This window comes from Nocardioides ginkgobilobae (genome assembly GCF_054781275.1).
Genome location: NZ_BAAGUS010000002.1, coordinates 59,381 through 83,303 on the forward strand (window position 1 = coordinate 59,381; position 23,923 = coordinate 83,303).

General features: G+C 73.0%; 20 protein-coding genes. 10 read left to right on the forward strand and 10 right to left on the reverse strand.

What is annotated here, in order from left to right:
- Positions 1 to 29: 29 nt before the first annotated feature.
- From ACYVID_RS02545 to ACYVID_RS02560, 4 genes are all read right to left on the reverse strand, one after another.
- Positions 30 to 1,253: a PQQ-dependent sugar dehydrogenase gene (locus tag ACYVID_RS02545; protein ID WP_460734119.1), complete on the reverse strand. Its 1,224-nt coding sequence runs from the start codon at positions 1,251 to 1,253 to the stop codon at positions 30 to 32.
- The gene (locus ACYVID_RS02550) at positions 1,250 to 2,164 is read right to left on the reverse strand and encodes an alpha/beta fold hydrolase (protein WP_460734121.1); all 915 of its coding nucleotides are present in this window, start codon (positions 2,162 to 2,164) and stop codon (positions 1,250 to 1,252) included. The genes ACYVID_RS02545 and ACYVID_RS02550 overlap by 4 nt, the downstream gene beginning before the upstream one ends.
- Before the next feature lie 53 nt (positions 2,165 to 2,217).
- Positions 2,218 to 2,514 carry a hypothetical protein gene (locus ACYVID_RS02555; RefSeq protein ID WP_460734123.1) on the reverse strand — a complete coding sequence of 99 codons (297 nt, stop codon included), beginning with the start codon at positions 2,512 to 2,514 and terminating at the stop codon, positions 2,218 to 2,220.
- Positions 2,515 to 2,647: 133 nt separating this feature from the next.
- The gene (locus ACYVID_RS02560; protein WP_460734125.1) at positions 2,648 to 3,553 is read right to left on the reverse strand and encodes an EamA family transporter; all 906 of its coding nucleotides are present in this window, start codon (positions 3,551 to 3,553) and stop codon (positions 2,648 to 2,650) included.
- Positions 3,554 to 3,612: 59 nt separating this feature from the next.
- Here ACYVID_RS02560 and ACYVID_RS02565 point away from each other — a divergent pair, with 59 nt between their 5' ends.
- Complete coding sequence (locus tag ACYVID_RS02565; RefSeq protein ID WP_460734127.1) at positions 3,613 to 4,701, forward strand: WD40/YVTN/BNR-like repeat-containing protein; 1,089 nt, start codon at positions 3,613 to 3,615, stop codon at positions 4,699 to 4,701.
- 72 nt (positions 4,702 to 4,773) lie between these two features.
- Positions 4,774 to 6,336 carry a flavin-containing monooxygenase gene (locus tag ACYVID_RS02570; protein ID WP_460734129.1) on the forward strand — a complete coding sequence of 521 codons (1,563 nt, stop codon included), beginning with the start codon at positions 4,774 to 4,776 and terminating at the stop codon, positions 6,334 to 6,336.
- Positions 6,337 to 6,355: 19 nt separating this feature from the next.
- Here the strand turns inward: ACYVID_RS02570 and ACYVID_RS02575 are convergent, their stop codons facing one another.
- Positions 6,356 to 8,977 (reverse strand): glycoside hydrolase family 65 protein, encoded by a 2,622-nt coding sequence (locus ACYVID_RS02575; RefSeq protein WP_460734131.1) that lies wholly within the window; start codon positions 8,975 to 8,977, stop codon positions 6,356 to 6,358.
- Positions 8,974 to 9,711, reverse strand: coding sequence for an HAD family hydrolase (locus ACYVID_RS02580; RefSeq protein ID WP_460734133.1), 738 nt, complete (start codon positions 9,709 to 9,711; stop codon positions 8,974 to 8,976). The genes ACYVID_RS02575 and ACYVID_RS02580 overlap by 4 nt, the downstream gene beginning before the upstream one ends.
- A gap of 93 nt (positions 9,712 to 9,804) precedes the next feature.
- Between ACYVID_RS02580 and ilvD the strand changes: the two genes are divergently transcribed.
- Both ilvD and ACYVID_RS02590 read left to right on the forward strand, forming a co-directional pair.
- Positions 9,805 to 11,499 carry a dihydroxy-acid dehydratase gene (gene ilvD / locus ACYVID_RS02585; RefSeq protein ID WP_460734135.1) on the forward strand — a complete coding sequence of 565 codons (1,695 nt, stop codon included), beginning with the start codon at positions 9,805 to 9,807 and terminating at the stop codon, positions 11,497 to 11,499.
- 91 nt (positions 11,500 to 11,590) lie between these two features.
- On the forward strand, positions 11,591 to 12,877 hold the full coding sequence (locus ACYVID_RS02590; RefSeq protein WP_460734137.1) for an FAD-binding domain-containing protein: 1,287 nt from the start codon (positions 11,591 to 11,593) through the stop codon (positions 12,875 to 12,877).
- On the opposite strand, the gene ACYVID_RS02595 is transcribed toward ACYVID_RS02590, so the two are convergent.
- Both ACYVID_RS02595 and ACYVID_RS02600 read right to left on the reverse strand, forming a co-directional pair.
- Positions 12,846 to 13,385 carry a dihydrofolate reductase family protein gene (locus ACYVID_RS02595; RefSeq protein ID WP_460734139.1) on the reverse strand — a complete coding sequence of 180 codons (540 nt, stop codon included), beginning with the start codon at positions 13,383 to 13,385 and terminating at the stop codon, positions 12,846 to 12,848. The genes ACYVID_RS02590 and ACYVID_RS02595 overlap by 32 nt on opposite strands.
- 58 nt (positions 13,386 to 13,443) lie before the next feature.
- A complete protein-coding gene (locus ACYVID_RS02600; RefSeq protein ID WP_460734141.1) occupies positions 13,444 to 14,979 on the reverse strand; it encodes an acyl-CoA carboxylase subunit beta in 1,536 nt (511 codons plus the stop codon).
- A gap of 49 nt (positions 14,980 to 15,028) precedes the next feature.
- On the opposite strand from ACYVID_RS02600, the gene ACYVID_RS02605 reads away from it, so the two are divergent.
- The 6 genes from ACYVID_RS02605 (at position 15,029) to ilvC (ending at position 21,997) form a co-directional block, all read left to right on the forward strand.
- A complete protein-coding gene (locus ACYVID_RS02605; RefSeq protein ID WP_460734143.1) occupies positions 15,029 to 16,234 on the forward strand; it encodes a kynureninase in 1,206 nt (401 codons plus the stop codon).
- A complete protein-coding gene (locus ACYVID_RS02610; RefSeq protein WP_460734145.1) occupies positions 16,231 to 17,511 on the forward strand; it encodes an MFS transporter in 1,281 nt (426 codons plus the stop codon). Before ACYVID_RS02605 ends, ACYVID_RS02610 begins: the two co-directional genes overlap by 4 nt.
- Before the next feature lie 56 nt (positions 17,512 to 17,567).
- Positions 17,568 to 18,272 (forward strand): 4a-hydroxytetrahydrobiopterin dehydratase, encoded by a 705-nt coding sequence (locus ACYVID_RS02615; protein ID WP_460734147.1) that lies wholly within the window; start codon positions 17,568 to 17,570, stop codon positions 18,270 to 18,272.
- A gap of 278 nt (positions 18,273 to 18,550) precedes the next feature.
- Positions 18,551 to 20,299: an acetolactate synthase large subunit gene (locus ACYVID_RS02620; RefSeq protein WP_460734149.1), complete on the forward strand. Its 1,749-nt coding sequence runs from the start codon at positions 18,551 to 18,553 to the stop codon at positions 20,297 to 20,299.
- A gap of 14 nt (positions 20,300 to 20,313) precedes the next feature.
- On the forward strand, positions 20,314 to 20,859 hold the full coding sequence (gene ilvN / locus ACYVID_RS02625) for an acetolactate synthase small subunit (RefSeq protein ID WP_460734151.1): 546 nt from the start codon (positions 20,314 to 20,316) through the stop codon (positions 20,857 to 20,859).
- A gap of 109 nt (positions 20,860 to 20,968) precedes the next feature.
- Positions 20,969 to 21,997 (forward strand): ketol-acid reductoisomerase, encoded by a 1,029-nt coding sequence (ilvC, locus tag ACYVID_RS02630; protein WP_300639739.1) that lies wholly within the window; start codon positions 20,969 to 20,971, stop codon positions 21,995 to 21,997.
- A 91-nt stretch (positions 21,998 to 22,088) separates the two neighbouring features.
- Here ilvC and ACYVID_RS02635 read toward each other — a convergent pair whose 3' ends face one another.
- Complete coding sequence (locus ACYVID_RS02635; RefSeq protein WP_460734154.1) at positions 22,089 to 22,925, reverse strand: ABC transporter permease; 837 nt, start codon at positions 22,923 to 22,925, stop codon at positions 22,089 to 22,091.
- Positions 22,922 to 23,830, reverse strand: a complete 909-nt coding sequence (locus tag ACYVID_RS02640; protein WP_460734156.1) for an ABC transporter ATP-binding protein — start codon at positions 23,828 to 23,830, stop codon at positions 22,922 to 22,924. Before ACYVID_RS02640 ends, ACYVID_RS02635 begins: the two co-directional genes overlap by 4 nt.
- Positions 23,831 to 23,923: the final 93 nt, after the last annotated feature.

The window sequence follows — 23,923 nt, forward strand, 5'->3', positions numbered from 1 at the left end:
TCGGTCCGACCGGGGAGGCCGCGTGAGTCCTACGGCTGGACCTGGAGGATCTTGTCGTCCCCGGGGGCGGGCGTGCCGCGGCCGTCGCGGTTGCTGGTGGTGACCCACAGCGTGCCGTTGGGGGCGAGCGCGACACCGCGCAGGCGGCCGTGGTCGCCGAGGAAGAACGCCCGGGGCTTCCTGGCCGTCTTGGAGCCCTTCACCTCGACCCGCCACAGCCGCTGGCCCTTGAGTGCACCGAGCCAGAGGTGGCCCTTCGCGTAGGCCAGGCCCGAGGGGGAGGCGTCGTCGGTGTCCCAGGTGATCGCGGGGTCGACGTACCCCTGCTCCCGGGCCACCTTGCCACCCTCGCCCTCGAAGGCCGGCCAGCCGTAGTCCTTGCCCGGCCGCACGAGGTTAAGCTCGTCGAAGGTGTCCTGCCCGAACTCCGAGGCCCACAGCTGGTTGCGCACGAACGCCAGGCCCTGCACGTTGCGGTGGCCGAGGGAGAAGACCGGCGATTCCGGGTCCGGGTTGCCGGGTGCTGGGTCGCCGTCGGGGGTGATCCGCAGGATCTTGCCGCCGAGGTCGTCGGGGTCGGCGGCGCGGTCGGGCTCGCCGATCTCGCCGGTGGAGACGTAGAGCAGCCCGTCATCCCCGAAGAGCAGCTGCCCGCCGTCGTGGATGAAGCCGTTGGGGATGCCGGTGAGGATCGGCTCCGGCTCGCCGAGGGCGTCGCCGTCGAGCACGGCCCGCACGACCCGGTTGTCGGTGGCGGTGGTGACGTAGAGGTAGACCAGCCCGTCCTCGTCGTACGTCGGGGAGACGGCCACCCCGAGCAGCCCGCCCTCGCCCTCGGGGGCCGCGGTCTCGATCGTGGCGACCTCGACGACCTCATGGTCGGGGCCGGTCAGCCGCAGCAGCCGGGCGGTGTCGCGCTCGGTGACCAGCGCGTCGCCGTCGGGCAGGAAGGCCAGGCCCCACGGGGCCTCGAGGTCGGTGGCGATGGTGCCCACCAGCTCGGGCGGACCGCCCTTGCCCTTCCCGCTGCCCCTCCCGTCCGCGTCGTCCTCCCCGTCAGAGGAGGCGTCGGTCGGTGCCTCGGTCGGCACCGGGAGTGGTGTGCCGGTGGCGGTGGTCTCGATGAGCGTGACGGTGGAGGTGCTGCCCTCCTCCAGGCACGCGGTCGTTCCCGTGACCAGCACCAGGACCGCGGCCAGAGCCAGCCCGCGGACCGGTCGCGGCGAGCGGCGCCGTGGCCGGGGTCGGTTCACGGCACCCGCCGCAGGAACTCCAGCAGCAGCTCGTGCACCTGCTCGGGACGCTCGAGGTTGAGGAAGTGGGTGCCGGGCAGCTCGACGTACGTCGCTCCCTCGATCCGCTCCGCGGCGGTGCGCATGTCCCGGGAGCCGGCGAGCAGGTCCCAGCGGCCGGCGACGAAGGCGGCGGGCACGCGGATGTTGCGCAGCGAGACGCGGCCGTGCTCGGAGGTGCGCAGCGCGAGGTGGAAGTACCACCGCAGGTCGGTCGAGAGCAGCTCGGCCACCGCCTTGGCGGTGATGTCGGGGTCGCGCACCGGCAGCATGAAGCCGGTGTGGCTGAGCAGGTCGATCGCGCGACGGCCGATCGGCAGCCGGTGGACCAGCGGGTTCAGTGCCCAGCCGGCGTGCTTGCCGACGCGGGTGATGTTGACCGTGAGCGTGCGGGCCACCAGGTGCGGCAGCCGCAGCGGGCCGAGCATCGTGGCGAAGGTGTCGCCCGGGACGCCGGCCACGGCGAAGAGCCCACTGACCCGCTCGGGGTGGCGGAAGGCCAGCTCGAACATCGTGTTGACGCCCATCGACCAGCCCATGAGCACCGCGCGCGCGACGCCGAAGTGGTCCATGACCGAGAGGCCGTCCTCGACGAACTCCTCGATGCCGCAGCGGTCGGGGTCGTCCGGGCGGGCCGAGCCGCCGGTGCCGCGGTGGTTCCACGACACGACCCGCACCTCGCACGCGGGGTCGAGCAGCGCCGGCCAGGCCCAGGGGTTGGTCCCGAGGCCGTTGCACAGCACGACGGTGGGCCCGGTGCGGGTGCCGTCGGGGTCGTTGGTCCAGGCGCGGAGCCGGGTGCCGTCGTCGGAGAGCACCTCGTGGAAGGCGATGACGGGGGCGGTGGTCGGGCGGGCCGCGGACTTCGGCATGGGGCCGATTGTGCCCGAGGAGCGGGCCAGGGGCCCGCAGGAGTCCAGCGCGGTCAGCCGCGGGCGGTGCGCTCGGCGGCCGGGCCGTCCTCGGACCCGGGTACGCCGGAGCGACCCTCGCGCGCGGCGAGGAACTCCTCGACGTCCTCGCGCTCGGCGCGTCGGGCGGCCAGCGCGGTGCCGGCGACCATCGCGTTGCGGCAGGCCGCGCGCTGGGAGTCCACCGCCCACTGCTGGACCGAGGTGCGCAGTGCCTGCCACGCGGCCACCGGGACGCTGCGCGGGGTGCCGATCGGGGGCAGGACGCGCAGCCGGCGGGACCGGGGGTCGGGGTGCTGCGGGAGGGACATGCGGGTGGACTCCTCGGGGAGGGGCGGGAGCCAGAGGGTCGGGGCCAACGGCGACGGCACCGCCCAATCTAGGCCCCGGACGCGCCGGCGCAAGACCTCGTGCGTGACGCTCATGTGAATCTCAGGTCACGCCTCAGTCGCGTACGACGACGGCCGACTCGGCCGCACCGGCCCGCCCTGCCCCGCCCGCAGCCCGGGTCGCGCCGACGCTCGCGGCGACGACGCAGGCGACCGCGGCCCACTGCGCCGCTCCGAGCAGCTCGCCGAGCACCAGGATCCCCGCGAGGGCCGCGGCGGCCGGCTCCAGGCTCATCAGGATGCCGAAGACGCCGGGGGAGAGGCTGCGCAGCGCGACCAGCTCGCAGCTGTAGGGGATGACCGAGGACAGCAGCCCGACCGCGGCGCCGATCAGCAGGATGCGCGGGTCGAGCAGGTCCTCGCCGCCGGTGCCGACCGCGAAGGGGGTCAGCAGCAGCGCGGCCACGACGCTCGCCACCGCGAGACCGTCCAGGCCCTCCCAGTGCCGCCCGGTGCGCGCGCTCAGCAGGATGTACGCCGCCCACGCCGCCCCGGCGACCAGCGCGAACACCACGCCCGCGGCGTCCAGGTCGTCGCCGTCGAAGCCCAGCAGCAGCACCCCGACCGCCGCGAGCACGACCCACGCCAGGTCGCGCGGACGTCGCGACCCCAGCACCGCCAGGGTCAGCGGCCCGATGAACTCGATCGTCACCGCGACCCCGAGCGGGATCCGGGCGAACGACTGGTAGATCGCCCAGTTCATCAGCGCCAGGCTCGCCCCGAAGGCGAGCACCACGAGCCAGTCCTCCCGGCTGCGCCCGCGCAGCCGCGGCCGCAGCACGGCGACGAGCACGAGCATGCTCGTGGCCAGCCGCAGCCAGACGATCGTGGTGGGGTCGACCTCGTCGAAGAGCGACTTCGCGAAGCCCGCACCGAGCTGCACCGAGGCGATCCCGACGAGCACCAGCCACACCGGTGACAGGACCGGTCGGCGGGTGGACGATGAGTTCCGGCCGGTCACCGGGTCACCGTAGGTGACACCTCGCCCACGCCCCCTCTCGGGGAGATCTGGAGAAGCAGATGAGCAGCACGGTCCTCATGGTCGGCACCCGCAAGGGACTGTGGGTCGGGCGCTCGGACGCCGCGCGCCGCGACTGGGAGTGGAGCGGCCCGCACAGCGACATGGAGGAGGTCTACTCCTGCCTCGTCGACGTGCGTGGCGAGCGGCCGCGCCTCCTGGTCGGCGCGTCCTCGCCCTGGCTGGGCCCGCAGGTGCGGATCAGCGAGGACCTCGGCGCGACCTGGAAGGACGCCGAGGAGCCGCCGCGGTTCCCGGCCGACGTCGACGCCTCGGTCGAGCGGGTCTGGCAGCTCGTCGCCGGCGCCGGGCCCGGGGTGGTGTACGCCGGCACGGAGCCGGGCGCGGTCTTCCGATCCTCCGACGGCGGGCACACCTTCACCCTCGAACGCGGCCTGTGGGACCACCCGCACCGCTCCGAGTGGGGTGCGGGCTACGGCGGCCAGGCCTTCCACACGATCCTGCCGCACCCCAGCGACCCGTCCTCGGTCCTGGCGGCGCTGTCCACCGGCGGGGTCTACGCCACGACCGACGGCGGGGAGACGTGGGAGCCCCGCAACCAGGGGGTCTCGGCGGTCTTCCTGCCCGAGGGGCAGCAGTACCCGGCGTACGGCCAGTGCGTGCACAAGGTCGCGCGGCACCCCTCGCGTCCCGAGCGGCTCTACCTCCAGAACCACGGCGGGGTCTTCCGCTCCGACGACGAGGGCGCCAGCTGGACCTCGATCGCCGACGGCCTGCCCTCGGACTTCGGCTTCCCGGTGGTCGCGCACCCGCACGAGCCGGACACGATCTACACCTTCCCGCTCGGCGGTGGCGAGGGCCGCTACCCGGTCGACGCCCAGGCCCGGGTCTGGCGCTCGCGCGACGCCGGCGACACCTGGGAGCGGCTCGGCGACGGCCAGCTGCCCGACAGCTTCTTCGTCGGGGTCATGCGCGACGCGATGTGCGTCGACGACCACCCCGAGGCGGGGGTGTACGTCGGTGCGCGCAACGGCTCGGTGTGGGTCTCGCCGGACTCCGGCGAGACCTGGCACTGCGCGGTCCGCGACCTGCCCGACGTGATGTGCGTGCGCGCGGCGGCGATCGGCTGAGCTCCCGAGGCCCCCGACCGCCCGCCCGCGAGACGCCTCCACCGGCTCCTGGCCGCTCGCTACCGTGACGGCGTGAGCGCGACCACACCCGACCTGGAGGGCACCCGCACCGGCTCCGACGTCGAGCACCACGAGGTGCTCGTCGTCGGCGCCGGCTTCTCCGGCATCGGGGCGGCCATCAAGCTCGACGAGGCCGGCATCCGCGACTGGCTGGTCCTCGAGGCCGCCGACGGCGTCGGAGGCACCTGGCACTGGAACACCTACCCCGGCGTCGCGGTCGACATCCCGTCGTTCAGCTACCAGTTCTCCTTCGCCCAGCGCACGGACTGGTCACGCACCTACGCCCCCGGCTCGGAGCTGAAGAGGTACGCCGAGGACCTGGTCGACGCCGCCGGCATCCGCGACCGGATGCGGTTCGGCTGCCTCGTCGAGGGGGCGGCCTGGGACGAGGCGACGACGCGCTGGCGGGTCCGGCTGGCCGACGGGACCGAGCTGACGGCGACGTACCTCCTCAACGCCTCGGGCGTGCTCACCACCCCGAAGGCCCCTGACATCCCCGGCATCGACGACTTCGCCGGCACCACCGTGCACACCGCCCGCTGGGACCACGACCTGGACCTCACCGGCAAGCGGGTCGGCGTGATCGGCACCGGTGCCTCCGCGGTGCAGCTGATCCCCGAGATCGCCCCGGTCGTGGACGCGCTCACCGTCTTCCAGCGCACCCCGATCTGGTGCTTCCCCAAGCCCGACGCCGCGCTGCCCGGTCCGTTGCGCCTGGCGATGCGGCTCCCGGGCGTCAAGCAGGGGCTGCGGCTGGCCAGCCAGGCCTTCGTCGAGGTCACCTTCCCGGTCGCGGCGCACTTCCACTCCTACGTCCGGATCGCCTCCACGATGGAGCACGCCGGGCGGCTGTGGCTGCGCTCGCAGGTGCGTGACCCGGAGGTGCGCGAGAAGCTCACCCCGGCGTACGGCGTCGGGTGCAAGCGCCCGAGCTTCCACAACGACTACCTCGCGACCTACAACCTGCCCCAGGTCCACCTCGAGACCGACGCCATCACCGATATCGTCCCCGAGGGCATCCGCACCCGGGGCGGCGCCGGCGAGACCCTCCACGAGCTCGACGTGCTCGTGCTCGCCACGGGCTTCCGGGTCATGGAGCCCGACAGCCTCCCGACCTTCCCGCTGGTCGGCGCCGACGGCGGCACGGTCCAGCAGTTCTGGGCCGAGAACCGGGTGCAGGCCTACCAGGGCGTCTCCGTGCCGGGCTTCCCCAACTTCTTCACCGTCTTCGGCCCCTACGGCTACATCGGCGGCTCCTACTTCCACCTCATCGAGACCCAGGTGCACCACATCGTGCGCTGCCTCGAGCACGCGCGCAGCACCGGCGCCTCACGGGTGGAGGTGACGCAGGCGGCCAACGACGCCTACCTCGCCTCGATGCTCGAGCGGCGCCCGACCCAGGTCTTCTGGCAGGAGTCGTGCACCGGCGCCAACAGCTACTACTTCGACCAGCACGGCGACGTCGGGCTGCGCCCGGGCACCACGCTCGGCACGATGTGGGCCAGCCGGACCTTCCCGCTCGACGCCTACCGGTTCGAGCCGGCTCGCGACCGGGAGCCGGCCGCGGTGGGCTGACCCGCCGCGGCCGCACCGGTCACGACTGCGGCACGTGCGGCCCGATGGGGGGCGGCTCGGGCATCGCGTCGTGGTAGGCCTCCTCCTCGGGCGCGGGGATCGGGTCCGGCACGCCGGCGGTGATCTTGGACCCGTCGGCGCGCGTGCCGCCCAGCTGCGGCTCCTCGGCGAGCTCGACCGAGAGCCGGCGGCCGTGACCGCCCCCTCGCCCGTCGTTCTCCCCGAGCCGTACGACGAGGGGCTCGTCGGCGTGCACGACGTGCTCGGTCCCGCGGACGGTCACCGGGACGCCCCCGACGCCGTCGACCACCGTGAAGGTGAGCGACCCGGCGTCCAGCCGCACCCGCACCCGGGAGCCGCGCCACACCAGCGCGAAGGTGATCGAGCCGAACGCGTCGGGCAGGCGCGGGTCGAAGGAGAGCCGGCCGCCGTGGTCGCGCATGCCGCCGAAGCCGCAGACCAGCGCCGACCAGACACCGCCGGTGGAGGCGATGTGCATGCCGTCGTCGGTGTTGCCGTGGAGGTTCGCCAGGTCGACGTACAACGCGGAGCGGAAGTAGTCCCAGGCCGCCTCGTGGTAGCCGACCTCGGCGGCCATCACCGACTGCACCACCGCCGAGAGCGTGGAGTCGCCGGTGGTGATCGGGTCGTAGTACTCGAAGTCGGCCCGCTTCTCCTCGGCCGTGAACCGGTCGCCCTGCAGGAAGAGCGCCAGGACCACGTCGGCCTGCTTGAGCACCTGGAACCGGTAGATCACCAGCGGGTGGTAGTGCAGCAGCAGCGGCCGCAGCTCGTCGGGGGTCTGGGAGAGGTCCCACACCTCGCGGTCGAGGAAGAAGTCGTCCTGGGGGTGGATGCCGAGGCCCTCGTCGAAGGGCACGTGCATCCCCTCGGCGCAGCGGGCCCACTCCTCGACCTCCTCGTCGGTGAGGTCGAGGCGCTTGCGGACCTGCTCGAAGTCCTGCGGGTGCTCGCGACGGATCAGCTCGACCGCGGCCACGGCTTGCTCGAGGTTGTGCCGCGCCATGACGTTGGTGAACAGGTTGTTGTTGACGACCGTCGTGTACTCGTCCGGCCCGGTGACGCCGTGGATGTGGAACGAGGGACGGCCGTTCTCGCGCCAGAACCCGAGGTCGGCGTACATGCGGGAGGTCTCGACCAGGATGTCGATGCCGTGGCGCAGCAGGAAGCCCACGTCATCGGTGGCGGCGAGGTACTGCGAGAGCGCGTAGACCACGTCGGCGTCGATGTGCACCTGCGCGGTGCCGGCGGCGTAGTAGGCCGAGGCCTCCTCGCCGTTGATGGTGCGCCAGGGGAAGAGCGCACCGTGCTGGGCCATCTCGCGGGCACGGTGCCGCGCGGCGTCGAGCATCCGGGAGCGGAAGTGCAGGAGGTTCTTGGCCAGCGCCGGCTGCGTGTAGGTGAGGAACGGCGCGACGTAGATCTCGGAGTCCCAGAAGTAGTGGCCCTCGTAACCCGAACCGGTGACGCCCTTGGCGGGCACGCCCCACTGGTCGGCGCGGGCGCTGGCCTGGGCGAGGGAGAAGAGGTTGAAGCGGATCGCCTGCTGCAGGGCCCGGGTCTCCTGCTCGCCGCCCGGCCCGTCGCCACGCCGGGAGGGGGTGACCTCGACGTCGGCGGCGTCCCAGAAGGTGTCGAACCAGGCACGCTGCTCGGCGACCGCCTCCCCGGTGCCGGTGCGGGCGGCGCGGTCCAGGGTCCGCTCGCAGCGGTCGGCCAGCTCGCGCACCGGCACGCCGCGGGAGGTGTGGTAGGCCACGACCTTCTCCAGCCGCACGGTGCGGCCCTGCTCGGCCTGGACCCGGAACACCATCTTGGCCAGGTCGTCGTCGTGGCGCACGACGGTGTCGACGTCGGCGCCACTGCCGGCTACCCGCAGTCGGTGGTCGGCGGCCACGGCGATCGTCATCCGGGAGGAGGCGCACTGGTATCCCAGCATCATCCGGCCGTCCTGGACGGTCGAGAGGCGGGGGAGCAGCACCCGGCCCTCGAAGGCGGCGGCCTTGCGCGGGTCGATGCCCTCGCCCATGGACGCTGCTGCGTCGTGGTACTCGTCGCTGCCGTCCTGGCGGTTCATCAGCTGGCTGGAGATGACGATGGGGGCGCTGCCCTCGAGCATCGTGACCTCGAGGGCCAGCAGGGCCAGGTGCCGCTGGGTCATCGAGACCATGCGGGTGGAGTCGACCTTGACCCGCTTGCCCGAGGGGGTGCGCCAGACCAGCGAGCGGCGCAGCACGCCGTCGCGGAAGTCGAGGATCCGCTCGTAGTGCTCCAGGTCGGCGGTGCCGAGGATGAGCGGCTCGTCGTCGACGTAGAGCTTCATCAGCTTCGCGTCGGGGACGTTGACGATCGTCTGGCCGGTGCGCGCGAAGCCGAAGGCGGCCTCCGCGTGCCGGATCTCCCAGGTCTCGTGGAAGCCGTTGACGAAGGTGCCGTGCGCGTGGGCGTCGCGGCCCTCCTCGGGGTTGCCGCGCATGCCGAGGTAGCCGTTGGCGACGGTGAACAGCGTCTCGCTGACCCCGAGGTCGGCGTGGCTGTGCGACCGCTCCACCAGCCGCCAGGGGTCGACGGGGAACCGGCTGCGGTCCAGCGGGTCGCCTGCCGGGGCGCGGCTGCTCACGGGACGAGCTCGGCGAGGTCGGCCACGACGACGTGGGCGCCGGCGGCGGTCAGCTCGTCGTGCCCGGCGCCCCGGTCGACGCCGACCACGAGGCCGAAGCCGCCGGCGGCACCGGCGCGCACGCCGGACACGGCGTCCTCGACCACGACCGACGTCGCGGCGGTCGCGCCGCACACCTCGGCGGCGTGCAGGAAGGTGTCGGGCGCGGGCTTGCCCGGCAGCGAGCGGGCAGCGGCGACCCGGCCGTCGACGACGGTCACGAACCGGCCGGCCAGCCCCGCGGCCTCGAGCACGGCGGGGGCGTTGGCGGAGGAGGAGACCACCGCCATCGGGACGTCGAGGTCGCGCAGGTGGTCGAGCAGGGCCACGGAACCGGCGTACGGCGCCACCCCGTCGCGCTGGAGCACCTCGTTGAAGGCGTCGTTCTTGCGGTCGCCGAGACCCATGACGGTGCGGTCGAACGGTCGGCCCGGCTCGCCCTCGGGGAGCTCGATGCCGCGGGAGGCGAGGAAGTCGCGCACGCCGTCGTACCGCGGCTTGCCGTCGACGTGGGCGAAGTAGTCGACGTCGGTGTAGGGGGAGGTGTCGCCGGGGCCGTCGTGCTCGGCGAGGAACTCGTTGAACATCGCCGACCAGGCCCGCATGTGCACCTCGGCGGTGGGGGTCAGCACCCCGTCGAGGTCGAGCAGGACGGCCGCGTAGCCGTCCCAGGTCACCGGAGTCGAAGCAGTCACCCGACGAGGCTAGGGCGTGGGGGGTCACCGGCCCAGCCGGTGGGGCTGAGATGCGCCGTCGGAGTGACGACGCTCGCACGTAGGCTGGCCGCCATGACCGGCCAGCAGCAGCCCGACGAGAAGATCGACCTGAAGCCCAGGTCCCGCGACGTCACCGACGGCCTCGAGCGCGCCGCCTCGCGCGGCATGCTGCGTGCGGTCGGCATGGGTGACGACGACTGGGAGAAGCCGCAGATCGGCGTGGCCTCCAGCTGGAACGAGATCACCCCCTGCAACCTCTCGCTCGACCGGCTCGCCAAGGCCGTCAAGAACGGCGTGCACGCCGGCGGCGGCTACCCCCTCGAGTTCGGCACCATCTCGGTCTCCGACGGCATCTCCATGGGCCACGAGGGCATGCACTTCTCGCTGGTCTCCCGCGAGGTCATCGCCGACTCCGTCGAGGTCGTGATGAACGCCGAGCGGCTCGACGGCTCGGTCCTGCTCGCCGGCTGCGACAAGTCCCTGCCCGGCATGCTCATGGCCGCCGCGCGTCTCGACCTGGCCTCGGTCTTCCTCTACGCCGGCTCGATCATGCCCGGACAGGTCGACGGCAAGGACGTCACGATCATCGACGCCTTCGAGGCCGTCGGTGCGTGCCTCGCGGGCAAGATCACCCGTGAGCAGGTCGACAAGATCGAGCGCGCGATCTGCCCCGGCGAGGGCGCCTGCGGCGGCATGTACACCGCCAACACGATGGCTGCCGTCGGCGAGGCCCTCGGCATGTCGCTGCCGGGCTCGGCCGCGCCGCCGGCCGTCGACCGCCGCCGCGACGGCTTCGCCCACCGCTCCGGCGAGGCCGTGGTCAACCTGCTGCGCCAGGGCATCACCGCCCGCCAGATCATGACGATGGAGGCCTTCGAGAACGCCATCACCGTGGTGATGGCGCTCGGCGGCTCCACCAACGCCGTCCTGCACCTGCTGGCCATCGCCCGCGAGGCCGAGGTGCCGCTGACCATCGACGACTTCAACCGGATCGGCGACAAGGTCCCGCACCTCGGCGACCTCAAGCCCTTCGGCAGGTACGTCATGAACGACGTCGACAAGATCGGCGGCATCCCCGTCGTGATGAAGGCGCTGCTCGACGCCGGCCTCATGCACGGCGACGCGCTGACCGTGACCGGCAAGACGCTGGCCGAGAACCTGGCGGAGCTGGACCCGCCGGCCCTCGACGACGACGTCATCCGCTCCCTCGAGCGCCCGATCCACAAGACCGGCGGCCTGACGATCCTCAAGGGCTCGCTGGCCCCCGACGGTGCCGTGGTGAAGTCGGCCGGCTTCGACGAGACCGTCTTCCGCGGCACCGCCCGGGTCTTCGACGGCGAGCGCGACGCCATGGACGCCCTCGCCGAGGGCCGGATCGTCGCCGGCGACGTCGTCGTCATCCGCTACGAGGGCCCCAAGGGTGGGCCCGGCATGCGCGAGATGCTCGCCATCACCGGTGCGATCAAGGGCGCCGGCCTCGGCAAGGACGTCCTGCTCCTCACCGACGGTCGGTTCTCCGGCGGCACGACCGGGCTGTGCGTGGGCCACGTGGCCCCCGAGGCCGTCGACGGCGGCCCGATCGCCTTCGTCCGCGACGGCGACCCGATCACGCTCGACGTCCTCAACCGCACCCTCGAGGTCGAGATCGACGACCTCGAGGCGCGCAAGGAGGGCTGGGCGCCCAAGCCGCCGAAGTACACCCGCGGCGTGCTCGGCAAGTACGCCAAGATCGTGTCCTCCGCCGCGCACGGGGCGGTCACGGGCTGACCCTCGGCCACCGCCGAGCAGTCACTTCCGAGCCCTCGGGGTCGTCAGTTCTGACCCGCCCGGGTGTTGAGCCTGCCGGTAGACCTGGGACGTGCAGCTCCCGACCCCGCCGCCGCCCCACGAGGCCGCAGGTGACGCGACCCTCGCCTGGGTCGCCGAGCACCTCGGCGACCTGACCCTCGAGGGCCCCGACGCGGTACGCCGCGGGGGACACGTCCGGGGACAGACCGCGGCCGATGCGGCACTGGCGTCGCTCGACATCAGCGGGTACGCGCGGCGCCGCAGCGTGGTGCTGCCGGTGTCGGGGCGCGGGGCGACCCGGATGTCGCCGTACCTGCGGCACGGCTTGGTGCCGCTGCCCGAGATGTGGAAGGCGGTCGCCGGCGCGCCCGCCCACGACCGCGACAAGTACCGCGACGAGCTGCTCTGGCAGGAGTACTCCCGGCACCTGTACGCCCGCACCGGCGCCGCCCTGGGCCGGTCGATCAAGCACGAGCAGCCCCGCGTCGGTCCGGCCTGGCCCGAGCCGTGGCCCGCGGAGATGGCCTGCATGGAGGCCGTCGTCGGTGAGCTCGAGGGCGAGGGTTGGCTGGTGAACCAGACCCGCATGTGGCTGGCCTCGCAGTGGGCGGTGCGGGCGGGTGCGGACTGGCGCGACGGCGAGGACCTGTTCTTCCAGCACCTGCTCGACGGCTCGCGCGCGGCCAACCGGCTGGGCTGGCAGTGGACGGTCGGCACCGGCAGCGGCCGGCCCTACGGGTTCAGCCGGTGGCAGGTCGAGAAGCGCGCCAAGGCGCTGTGCCGCTCCTGCCCGCTGAGCAGCGCCTGCCCCATCGAGGACTGGCCCGAGACCGGTGACCTGCCCCGCGTCGACGGACCGGACCTGGGCAAGGACGGCTTCGACGGCGGGCCGGCCGAGGTGCAGGGCGGGGGAGCCGAGCAGGTGTGGCTGACCGCCGAGTCCCTCGGCGACGCCGACCCCGCACTGGCGGCCGACGACGACCGCCCCGCGGTCTTCGTCTTCGACGAGCCGCTGCTGCGCACCCTGCGGCTCTCCGGCAAGCGGCTGGTCTTCCTGGCCGACACGCTCGGTGACCTCGCCACCCGGCGCGAGGTCGAGGTGCGCCGCGGCGTGGTGGCCCAGGAGCTGGCGGGTCGCAGCCTGGCCGTCACGCACGCGCCGGTCCCGGGCTTCCGCGCCCGGGCCGCGCAGGTGCAGCCGCAGGAGGTCCACCCGTGGCTGTGGCTGGTGCGACCGCGACCGTCCGCGGTCGGCAGCTTCACCGCCTGGCGCCGCTCCTCCGGGGCCCCCGCCCAGGCCAGCCCGCCCCGGGGCGGCGGAGAGATCAGCGGACGACGTCGAGGACCTGCAGGGTGACGCCGTTGCCGTAGGTCGCGGACTCGACGAGCCGGAGGTTCACCTTCGAGCCGGTGTCGGAGAAGAGCCGCTTGCCCGAGCCCAGCAGCAGCGGGAAGACCAGCAGGTGCAGCCGGTCCACGAGCCCGGCGGCGAGCAGTCCATGGGCCAGCGTCGCGCTCGCGTGCACGTAGATCGGGCCCTCGCCCTCGTCGGTGCGCTCCTTGAGCGCGGCCACGTCGTCGAGCGAGCGCAGGACGTGGGTGTTGGTCCAGTCCGAGCCCTCGAGGGTGGAGGAGACGACGTACTTCGGCATGGCGTTGTAGGTCTCGAACTCCTCCATCGACGGCCACACGGGGGCGAACTCGTCGTGGGAGACCCGGCCGAGCAGCAGCGCGCTGGCCTCCTCCTGCTCGCGGCCCTTGATGTCGTAGACGGCGTCGTCGTGCTCGACCTCCGAGAAGGTCCAGCTCGGGTCCTCGATGACGCCGTCCAGGGTGATGAACTCGGTGACGATCAGCTTCCTCACGACCCCATCCGACCAGCCCCGACCGACGGACTCATCGGTCGGGCCACCGCCGGGAGGATCACCAGGTGTCGACGGGGCGCCCGCTCCCGACCAGCCGGCCGTCGCGGTCGGCGGCGTCGAGCAGGCGGGCCAGGATGCCGCGGGTCTCGGCCGGGTCGACGACGTCGTCGATCTCGAAGTGCCGGGCGACCTCCAGGGCCGTCGAGTGCGCCTGGGCGTACGCCGTCAGGTCCCTGACCCGCGCCTCCCGCTCGTCCGGGTCGGCGATCTCCTCCAGCTCGCGCCGCATGGACAGCCGCACGGCGCCCTCGAGCCCCATCGCCCCGAGGTGCGCGCCGGGCCAGGCGATCGTCATGAGCGGCTCGTGGGTGCTGCCGCCGAGCATCGCCTGCGCGCCCAGCCCGTAGCCGCGGCGCAGCACCACCCCCAGCAGCGGCACCTCCATCCGGGCCGCGGCGACGAGCAGCCGCGACGTGTGCCGCACCAGCCCGGTGCGCTCGGCGTCGGGGCCGACCATCATCCCGGGGGTGTCGACCAGGGACACGACCGGGAAGCCGTGGGCGTCGCACAGCTGCAGGAAGCGCGCTGCCTTGTCGCCGGCGTCCGCGGTGACCGCGCCTGCCCAGTGCCGGGTGTCGTTGCCCACGACCCCGACGGTGCGGCCCTCGATCCGACCCAGGGCCGTGAGCAGCTCGGGCGCGAACCCGGGCCGCAGCACGGTCACCGAGTCCTCGTCGCACAGCGTCTCCACGATGGGCAGCAGGTCGTAGGCCGTGCGCTCGCCCTCGGGGACCGCCTCCCGCAGCGACGCCTGGTCGGGGGCGGTCCACGCCGTCGTACGACCCAAGAAGTAGGAGAGCAGCTCGCGAGCCGTGCCCACCGCGTCGTCATCCCGAGCGACCACGTCGACGACGCCGTTGGCCTCCATCACCTCGATCGGACCCACGTCGGCCGCGGCCACGTCACCCAGCCCGCCGCCGGCGATCATCGCCGGCCCGCCCATGCCCAGGGAGGCGCGCTCGGTCGCGACGATCAGGTCCGAGCACCCCGCGATGACCGCGTTGCCGGCGAAGCAGTTGTCCTCCACGACCGCGATCCGCGGCACCCGGCCCGACAGCCGGGCCCAGGCGGCGAAGGTCGTGACGTCGAGGGCGGAGACCAGCGGGATGTCGGTGTCGCCGGGCCGGCCGCCGCCCCCGGCGGCGAAGAAGACCGTCGGCACCCGCAGCCGGTCGATCACGTCGAGCAGCCGGTCGGTCTTGCGGTGCCCGCGCATCCCCTGGGTGCCGGCCATCACGAGGTAGTCGTAGGACAGCGCCGCCACGGGGTGCCCGTCGACCGTCGCCAGCCCGCCGACGATCCCGTCCGCGGCGGTGCGGTCGAGCAGCTCGTCCAGGGGGCGTCGCTGGGACTGCGCCGCGGTCACGAACCGCCCGTACTCCACGAAGCTGCCCTCGTCGACCAGCTCGGCGAGGTTCTCCCGGGCGGTCCGCCCGCCCCGCTCGTGCAGCCGCGCGACGGCCTCGGGCCGGGCGGAGTCCTCGGTGAGTGCCCGCCGCGCGAGCACCTCCAGCAGCTCGGGGCGGATGGCCATGCCGGGGAGCATGCCACCGGGTCTCCCCGGGCTGGGGTAGACATGCGCCGTGAGGGATGCCGAGCAGCTGGACCGCGACGACCCGCTGGCGCACCTACGCGCGAGGTACGTCGGCAGCGAGACCCCGCTGGTCTACCTCGACGGCAACTCCCTGGGCCGTCCGCTGCGCTCGACCGCCGAGCGGATGGCGGCCTTCGTGGCCGACGAGTGGGGCGGTCGGCTGATCCGCGGCTGGGACGAGTCCTGGATGGAGCTGCCGCTGGTCGTCGGCGACGAGATCGCCGCCGCCTGCCTCGGCGCCGCACCGGGCCAGACGACCGTCGGCGACTCCACGACCGTGCTGCTCTACAAGGCGCTGCGCGCGGCCTGTGCGCTCCGGCCCGACCGCACCGAGGTCGTGCTGTGCCGCGACGACTTCCCGACCGACCGGTACGTCGCAGCCTCGGTCGCCCGCGAGCTCGGCCTGTCGCTGCGCTGGGTCGAGGTCGACCCCGCCGCCGGCGTCACCCCGAAGTCGGTCGCCGCCCAGCTGTCCGGGCGGACCGCCTGCGTACTGCTCTCCCACGTCGCCTACCGCTCCGCGTGGCTGGCCGACGCCGCCGCCATCACCGCCGCCGCGCACGACGCCGGCGCCGTGGTGCTGTGGGACCTCTCGCACTCGGTCGGCTCGGTGCCGCTGGCCCTCGACGACTGGGGCGTCGACCTGGCCGTCGGCTGCACCTACAAGTACCTCGGTGGCGGGCCCGGCTCGCCCGCCTTCGTCTACGTCGCCGCCCGCCACCTCGACCGGGTCGACCAGCCGGTGACGGGCTGGATGGGGCACGCCGACCCGTTCGCCATGGGACCGGAGTGGACGCCTGCGCCCGGGATCCGACGGATGATCTCGGGCACCCCGCCCGTCGTGGGCATGCTCGCGCTGCGCGACACGGTCGCCACGATCGCCGAGGTCGGCATGGAGGCGGTCCGCGCCAAGTCCGTCGCCCTGACGTCGTACGCCGTGGAGCTGGCCGACCAGCTGCTGGCACCGCTCGGCGCCGAGCTGGCCTCCCCGCGCGACCCGGACCGCCGGGGCGGGCACGTGACGGTGGACCACCCGCGGATGCGCGAGGTCGTCGCCCGGCTCTGGGAGCGCGACGTCATCCCCGACTACCGCGACCCGGGTGGCCTGCGGGTCGGGCTCGCCCCCCTGTCCACCTCCTTCGCGGAGGTCGGGGCGGGAATGCGCGCGGCCGCCGAGGTGCTGGCACACGCGTGAGCACCAGCGAGGACACCGCCGCACCCGGCCGGCGGTCGAGGAGGCGCGCCGGCGCCGCCTCGGGACCCCGACGCGCGGACCAGCAGCCCATCCCCGGTGAGATCAAGGTCCTGATCGCCTCGGCCTTCGTCATCGCGGTCGGCTTCGGCATCATCAGCCCGGTCCTGCCGGCCTACGCCCGCAGCTTCGACGTGGGCGTGGCCGCTGCCTCGTTCGTGGTCTCGATCTTCGCCTTCTTCCGCCTCCTCGGCGCCCCGGGCAGCGGCGTGCTCGTGGCCCGGCTCGGGGAGCGGTGGGTCTACCTCACCGGCCTCGGGATCGTCGCGGCGTCCTCGCTGCTGACCGCCGTCGCGCAGACCTACTGGCAGCTGCTGGTCTTCCGCGGGCTCGGCGGCCTCGGCTCGACGATGTTCACCGTCTCGGCGATGGCGCTGCTGGTGCGCCTGGCGCCGCCGACGATGCGCGGGCGGGTCTCCTCGGCCTACGCGAGCTCCTTCCTCATCGGCGGCATGCTCGGCCCGGTGCTGGGCGGCCTGATGGCCGGGCTCGGCCTCCGCGTGCCGTTCGTGGTGTACGCCGCCGCCCTGGTCGTCGCCGCCCTCGTCGTGGGAGTCCGGCTCTCCCACGCCAGCCTCCGGCCGGACCCGACCGCCACCCCGCAGGAGCCGATGCGGCTGGGGGAGGGCCTGCGCGACTCCGCCTACCGCGCCGCGCTCGCCTCGGCCTTTGCCAACGGCTGGGCCAACTTCGGCGTCCGGGTCGCGATCGTCCCGCAGTTCGCCGTCGCGATGCACGACGAGACCTGGGTCGCCGGCGTCGCGCTCGCCGTCGCCGCGGCCGGCACCGCGGCCAGCCTGCAGTTCTCCGGCAAGGTCACCGACACCGTGGGCCGCAAGCCGATGGTCGTGCTCGGCCTCGGCATCACGGCGGTCTCGCTCGGCTCGCTCGGCCTCAGCGAGAGCCTCGTCGTGCTGCTGGTGCTCTCCCTGGTCTCCGGCTTCGGTGCCGGCATGGTCAACCCCGGCCAGCAGGCCACGGTCGCCGACGTCATCGGCAACCAGCGCTCCGGCGGCACCGTGCTCTCCACCTTCCAGATGGCCCAGGACGGCGGCGCGATCATCGGCCCGGTCCTCATCGGTGTCGTGGCCGACCAGGCGGGCTGGGGCTGGGCCTTCGCGGTGACCGGCCTGGTCAGCCTGCTGGCGCTGCCGCTGTGGCTGGCCGCCCGCGAGACGCTGCAGAAGGAGCCGGTCGCCGTCACGGCCGACCAGGGCTGATCGGCCTCGGCCGCCCGGCTGGTCAGCGGACCGCCGGAGCGGCAGGCTGTCCTCCCGTGAGCCCCTCGATCCCCGACGCCGACAAGCACGTCCTCTCCGACCACGACATCAGCACCGAGGTCGACGGCGGGCTCGAGGACTGGCGCCCCCTCTTCGGGCTGCTGGCCGCCCGCTTCGAGACCGGCGACTTCACCACAGGTGCGCGCCTGGTGGCGAAGGTGGCCGAGGTCGCCGACGAGCAGGACCACCACCCCGACGTCGACCTGCGCTACGGCTTCGTCGAGGTGCGCACCTGGTCGCACGACGTCGGTGGGGTCACCCGCCGCGACCTGCGCCTGGCGCGCGCTGTCTCCGAGGCAGCCCACGCCCTGGGCGTCAGCGCCGTCCCCGCGCAGCTGCAGGCGGTCGAGTGGGCGCTCGACACCTGGGACGCAGGCGAGGTGAAGCCGTTCTGGGCCGCGGTGCTCGGCCTGGACGAGGCCGAGGACGACGCGGTCGACCCGGCCGGGCGGTGGCCCTCGGTGTGGTTCCAGCCGACCGAGCAGCGACCCGGCCACGTGGGGGAGCACCGCCAGCGCTGGCATGCCGACGTGCGGGTGCCGCCCGAGGTGGTCCAGGAGCGGATCACCGCCGTGCTCCAGGCCGGCGGCCGGCTGGTCAGCGACGACCAGGCGCCGGCGTTCTGGGTGCTCGAGGACCCCCAGGGCAACCGGGCCTGCCTGACCACCTGGCTCGGCCGCGGCCCTGGCTCCGCCGCGTGACGGAGCCCCTGCTCGCCCGCCTGACGCCCACGATGCGGGACGCTCGTCTCAGATGGTGGGACCGAGACACCCCTCGGATGACGTGCGGGGACAGGGGGGCTACGGTGGCCGCATGCGCCAGGACCTCCTCGTACGCACGCGACGCGTGAGCTGATCGACCCCGATCCGGCCAGCGCGTCATCCCCTCGTAGCCATCGTGGCCGGGGGGCTTTTTTGTGGGGCCATCCTGGTGGGGCAGCAGCCCCGACGAGCAGTAGGACAGAGGAGACGAGCAGGGCATGAGCGAGATCACCGGCGCACAGAGCCTGGTCCGGTCGCTGGAGGCGGCCGGCGCGGACAACATCTTCGGCATCCCGGGCGGCGCCATCCTCCCGGCGTACGACCCCCTCATGGACTCCTCCATCCGCCACATCCTGGTGCGCCACGAGCAGGGTGCCGGCCACGCCGCCCAGGGGTACGCCGCGGCGACCGGCCGGGTCGGCGTCTGCATGGCGACCTCGGGCCCGGGCGCGACCAACCTGGTCACCCCGATCGCCGACGCCTACATGGACTCGGTCCCGATGGTGGCCGTCACCGGGCAGGTGGGGGCCTCGATGATCGGCACCGACGCCTTCCAGGAGGCCGACATCCGCGGCATCACGATGCCGATCACCAAGCACAACTTCCTCGTCACCGACCCCGCCGACATCCCGCGCACCGTCGCCGAGGCGTTCTACATCGCCTCGACCGGGCGCCCCGGCCCGGTGCTGGTCGACGTCGCGAAGTCGGCGCTGCAGTCGATGACCACCTTCGCCTGGCCCACCGAGATCTCCCTGCCGGGCTACCGCCCCGTCACCAAGCCGCACTCCAAGCAGATCCGCGAGGCCGCCCGGCTCATCCTGGAGTCCCGCAAGCCCGTGCTGTACGTCGGCGGCGGCACGATCCGCGCCAACGCCCACCAGGAGCTGCGGGTCCTGGCCGAGCTCACCGGCATGCCGGTCGTGACGACGCTGATGGCCCTGGGCGCCTTCCCCGACAGCCACCCGCAGCACCTCGGCATGCCGGGCATGCACGGCACGGTCGCCGCTGTCGCCGCGCTGCAGAAGAGCGACCTCATCATCAGCCTGGGTGCGCGCTTCGACGACCGGGTCACCGGCAACCTGGACTCCTTCGCCCCGCACGCCAAGGTGATCCACGCCGACATCGACCCTGCCGAGATCGGCAAGAACCGGCACGCCGACGTCCCGATCGTGGGCGACTGCCGCGAGGTCATCTCCGACCTCGTGGTCGCGCTCCAGGCCGAGCAGGACGCCGGGCACACCGGTGACTACGAGGGATGGGTCGGCTACCTGGCCGGGCTCAAGCAGCGCTACCCGCTGGGCTACGAGACGCCCGCGGAGGGCCTGGCCCCGCAGTACGTCATCCAGCGCCTCTCCGACATCGCCGGCCCCGACGCGATCTACACCTCCGGCGTCGGCCAGCACCAGATGTGGGCCGCGCACTTCGTGAAGTACGAGAAGCCGCGCACCTGGTTGAACTCCGGTGGCCTCGGCACCATGGGCTACTCCGTCCCGGCCGCGATGGGCGCCAAGGTCGGCTGCCCCGACACCACCGTGTGGTCCATCGACGGCGACGGCTGCTTCCAGATGACCAACCAGGAGCTGGCCACCTGCGCGATCGAGGGCATCCCGATCAAGGTCGCGGTCATCAACAACGAGTCGCTCGGCATGGTGCGCCAGTGGCAGACGCTCTTCTACAACGAGCGCTACTCCAACACCAACCTGCAGCGCCACGACGGCCCCGTGCGGATCCCCGACTTCGTGAAGCTGGCCGACGCCTACGGCTGCGTGGGCCTGGCCTGCGACAGCGCCGACGAGGTCGACGCCACGATCGAGAAGGCCATGGAGATCAACGACGTCCCGGTCGTGGTCGACTTCCGCGTGCACCGCGACGCCATGGTCTGGCCGATGGTCGCCGCCGGCACGAGCAACGACGAGATCAAGTACGCCCGGGACCTCGCGCCCGAGTGGGAACACGACGAGCTGTGAGGGCCTGAGACGACATGAGCAAGCACACCCTGTCCGTCCTCGTGGAGGACCGCCCCGGCGTCCTGACCCGGATCGCCGGCCTGTTCTCCCGCCGCGGCTTCAACATCGAGAGCCTCGCCGTCGGCCCGACCGAGCACGACGGGATCTCCCGGATGACCATCGTGGTCAACGTCGAGCAGTCCCCGCTCGAGCAGGTCACCAAGCAGCTGAACAAGCTGGTCGAGGTGATCAAGATCGTCGAGCTCGACCCGACCGCCTCGGTCCACCGCGAGCTGGTCCTGGTCAAGGTCGCGGCCACCGCCGAGACCCGCGGCCAGGTGCTCGACACCGTCCAGCTCTTCCGCGCCAAGGTCGTCGACGTCGCCCCCGACGCGGTGACGATCCAGGTCACCGGCAACGCCGGCAAGATCGCCGACTTCCTGCGGGTCGTGGAGCCCTTCGGCATCCGCGAGCTCGTGCAGTCGGGCATGGTCGCGATCGGTCGCGGCTCCCGCTCGATCTCCGAGCGCAACCTGCGCCCGGTCTCGGTCCCCGCCCCGACGGCAGCCACCGCCGGCTGAGGAGGCGCGCCAGCGCCGATGCGCCGGTTGAGGAGGCGCGCCAGCGCCGTCTCGAAACCCAGACTTCGCCCCACCACCCAGCAGTACCCACACCAAAGGAGAAGCCCCCGTGGCTGAGATGTTCTACGACGACGACGCCGACCTGTCCCTGATCCAGGGCAAGAAGGTCGCCGTGATCGGCTACGGCAGCCAGGGCCACGCCCACTCGCTGTCGCTGCGCGACTCCGGCGTCGACGTCCGCATCGGCCTGCAGCCGGGCTCCAAGAGCCGGGCGAAGGCCGAGGCCGAGGGCCTGAAGGTCATGACGCCGGCCGAGGCCGCTGCCGAGGCCGACGTGGTCGTCATCCTCGCCCCCGACCAGCACCAGCGGAAGCTCTACGCCGACGAGATCGCCCCGAACCTGAAGGCGGGCGACACCCTGGTCTTCGGCCACGGCTTCAACATCCGCTTCGGCTACATCACCCCGCCCGAGGACGTCGACGTCTTCATGGTCGCCCCGAAGGGCCCCGGCCACCTCGTGCGTCGCGAGTACGTCGACGGCCGCGGCGTCCCCGTGCTCGTCGCCGTCGAGAAGGACGCCTCCGGCCAGGCCTGGCCGCTCGCGCTGTCCTACGCCAAGGGCATCGGCGGCCTCCGCGCCGGCGGCATCAAGACCACCTTCACCGAGGAGACCGAGACCGACCTGTTCGGCGAGCAGGCCGTCCTGTGCGGTGGCGCCTCGCAGCTGGTGATGTACGGCTTCGAGACCCTCATCGAGGCCGGCTACCAGCCCGAGGTCGCCTACTTCGAGTGCCTGCACGAGCTCAAGCTCATCGTCGACCTGATGTACGAGGGCGGGATCGCCAAGCAGCGCTGGTCGGTCTCCGACACCGCCGAGTTCGGCGACTACGTCTCCGGTCCCCGCGTCATCGACGAGCGGGTCAAGGAGAACATGAAGGCCGTCCTCGAGGACATCAAGAACGGCGCCTTCGCCGAGCGGTTCATCACCGACATGGACAACGGCTCCCCGGAGTTCACGAAGTTCCGCGAGCAGGGCGAGCAGCACCCGATCGAGAAGACCGGGCGCGAGCTGCGCAAGCTCATGGCGTGGGTCAAGAGCCACGACTCCGACTACGTCGAGGGCACCGCCGCGCGCTGACCGGCGGCCCCGCACCACCACGCACCGACAGCCGAGCCGGGTCCCGACAGGGGCCCGGCTCGGCTGCGTCGTACGTCGTGGTCGGCGGCCGCTACTTCACCTCGGCCCGCACCAGGCGCCACAGTCCCCAGGCCAGCGGCAGGAGCAGCCACACCGTGGTGGTGACGCCCAGCTGTGCCCAGTACTCCCCGTCGGTGGGCAGGCCCTCGAAGAGCTGGCTCTGCGTGAAGTTCCAGTCCACCCAGGGCTGGATGTCGGCGAACCACTGCTGGGCCGCCGCCAGCGTCATCGTGAGCGGCACCAGCACGAAGCTGATGACCAGGTAGCCCACCAGCGCCGCCGGCGAGCTGCGCAGCACCGCGCCGAGCATGAATCCCAGGAAGACACCGAGCACGTTGGCCAGGACGATGGCGGTGAAGTCGGAGACGCTGACGTCCCAGATCGCGTCGGTGCCGTTGAGGGCGGAGCCGACGAGGTTGCCCACGACGCCCACGGCCGCGGCGACCAGCATCCCGGCGACGGCCACGACGAGGGCACCGGCCGCCTTGGCGGTGATGACCCGGCCGCGGTGGGGCACCAGGGTGAAGGTGGTCAGGCCGTTGCGCTGGCTCCACTCGCTCGTCACGGACAGGACCGCGATCACCGGCAGCAGCACCGCCATCGGGAAGCCGACCGCAGCGGCGAAGGTCTCGTAGGTGACCTGGTCGTCGGGGGCCCACAGCACGACGGCGGCCGAGGCCAGCGCGGCGAGGATCCCGATCGAGGCCATCAGCCACAGCCCCGAGCGGGTGTCGAACATCTTGCGCAGCTCGACCTTGAGCAGCCGCGCGAAGGGGATGGGTGCGGGAGCGGCCCGGTCGGCGTACGCCGACGGGGTGCCGCCCGGGGCCGCGGCGGCGGCGCTCGGGCTGGTCGTCAGGGTGGTCATGCTGCGGCCTCTCTCTGCGTGTCGGCGGTGAGCTGGAGGAACATCTCCTCGAGCCCCGCGCCGTCGGCGGCGCGCAGCTCGAGCAGGGGGAGGCCGGCCGCGAGCGCGACCTGGCCCGTGGTGGCCAGGGAGGCGTCGGTGCGCAGGCCCGCGGTGGGGTCGGCGGGGTCGACCCGCTCGACGGTCCAGCCGGCGCCGGTGAGCGCGGCGGCGAGGGCACCCACCTCGGGTGCCCGCACCAGGGTGCGGTCGTCGTGGAGGAGCTCCTCCTTGGTGCCCTGGGCCACGACGCGGCCGTGCCCGATCACGACGATGTCGTCGGCGATGACCTCGATCTCGTGCAGCAGGTGCGAGGAGAGGAGCACGGTGCCGCCGCGCCGGGCGTGGTCGCGCAGCAGGTCGCGCATCCAGCGGATGCCCGCGGGGTCCAGGCCGTTGGCCGGCTCGTCGAGCACGAGCACGGCGGGGTCGCCGAGCAGGGCGGTGGCCAGGCCGAGACGCTGGCGCATGCCCAGGGAGTAGTCGCGGACGCGGCGGCCGGCCTCCTCCTCGGTCAGGGAGACCAGGTCGAGCATCTCGGCGACCCTGGTCCGGGGCAGCCCCATCGTCTCGGCGGCCACCCGCAGCACCTCGCGGCCGGTGCGGCCGGCGTGCTGGGCGGAGGCGTCGAGGAGGACGCCGATCTCCAGACCCGGGTTGGGCAGGTCGGCGTACCGCCGGCCCAGGACGCTGGCCGTCCCGCTGGTGGCGGGGGTGAGCCCGGCGAGGATCCGCAGGGAGGTGGACTTGCCGGCGCCGTTGGGGCCGAGGAAGCCGGTCACGCGCCCGGGGCGGGCGGTGAAGGTCACATGGTCGACGGCGAGGTGGTCGCCGTAGCGCTTGGTCAGCTCGTGGATCTCGATCATGGGTCGAGCCTCGCGGCGCCGAGGGGTCCGGCACATCGGGGAGCACCACCCAGCCGACCCCTGGCGTGACCCCGAGCCCACCCTGAGGTGGAC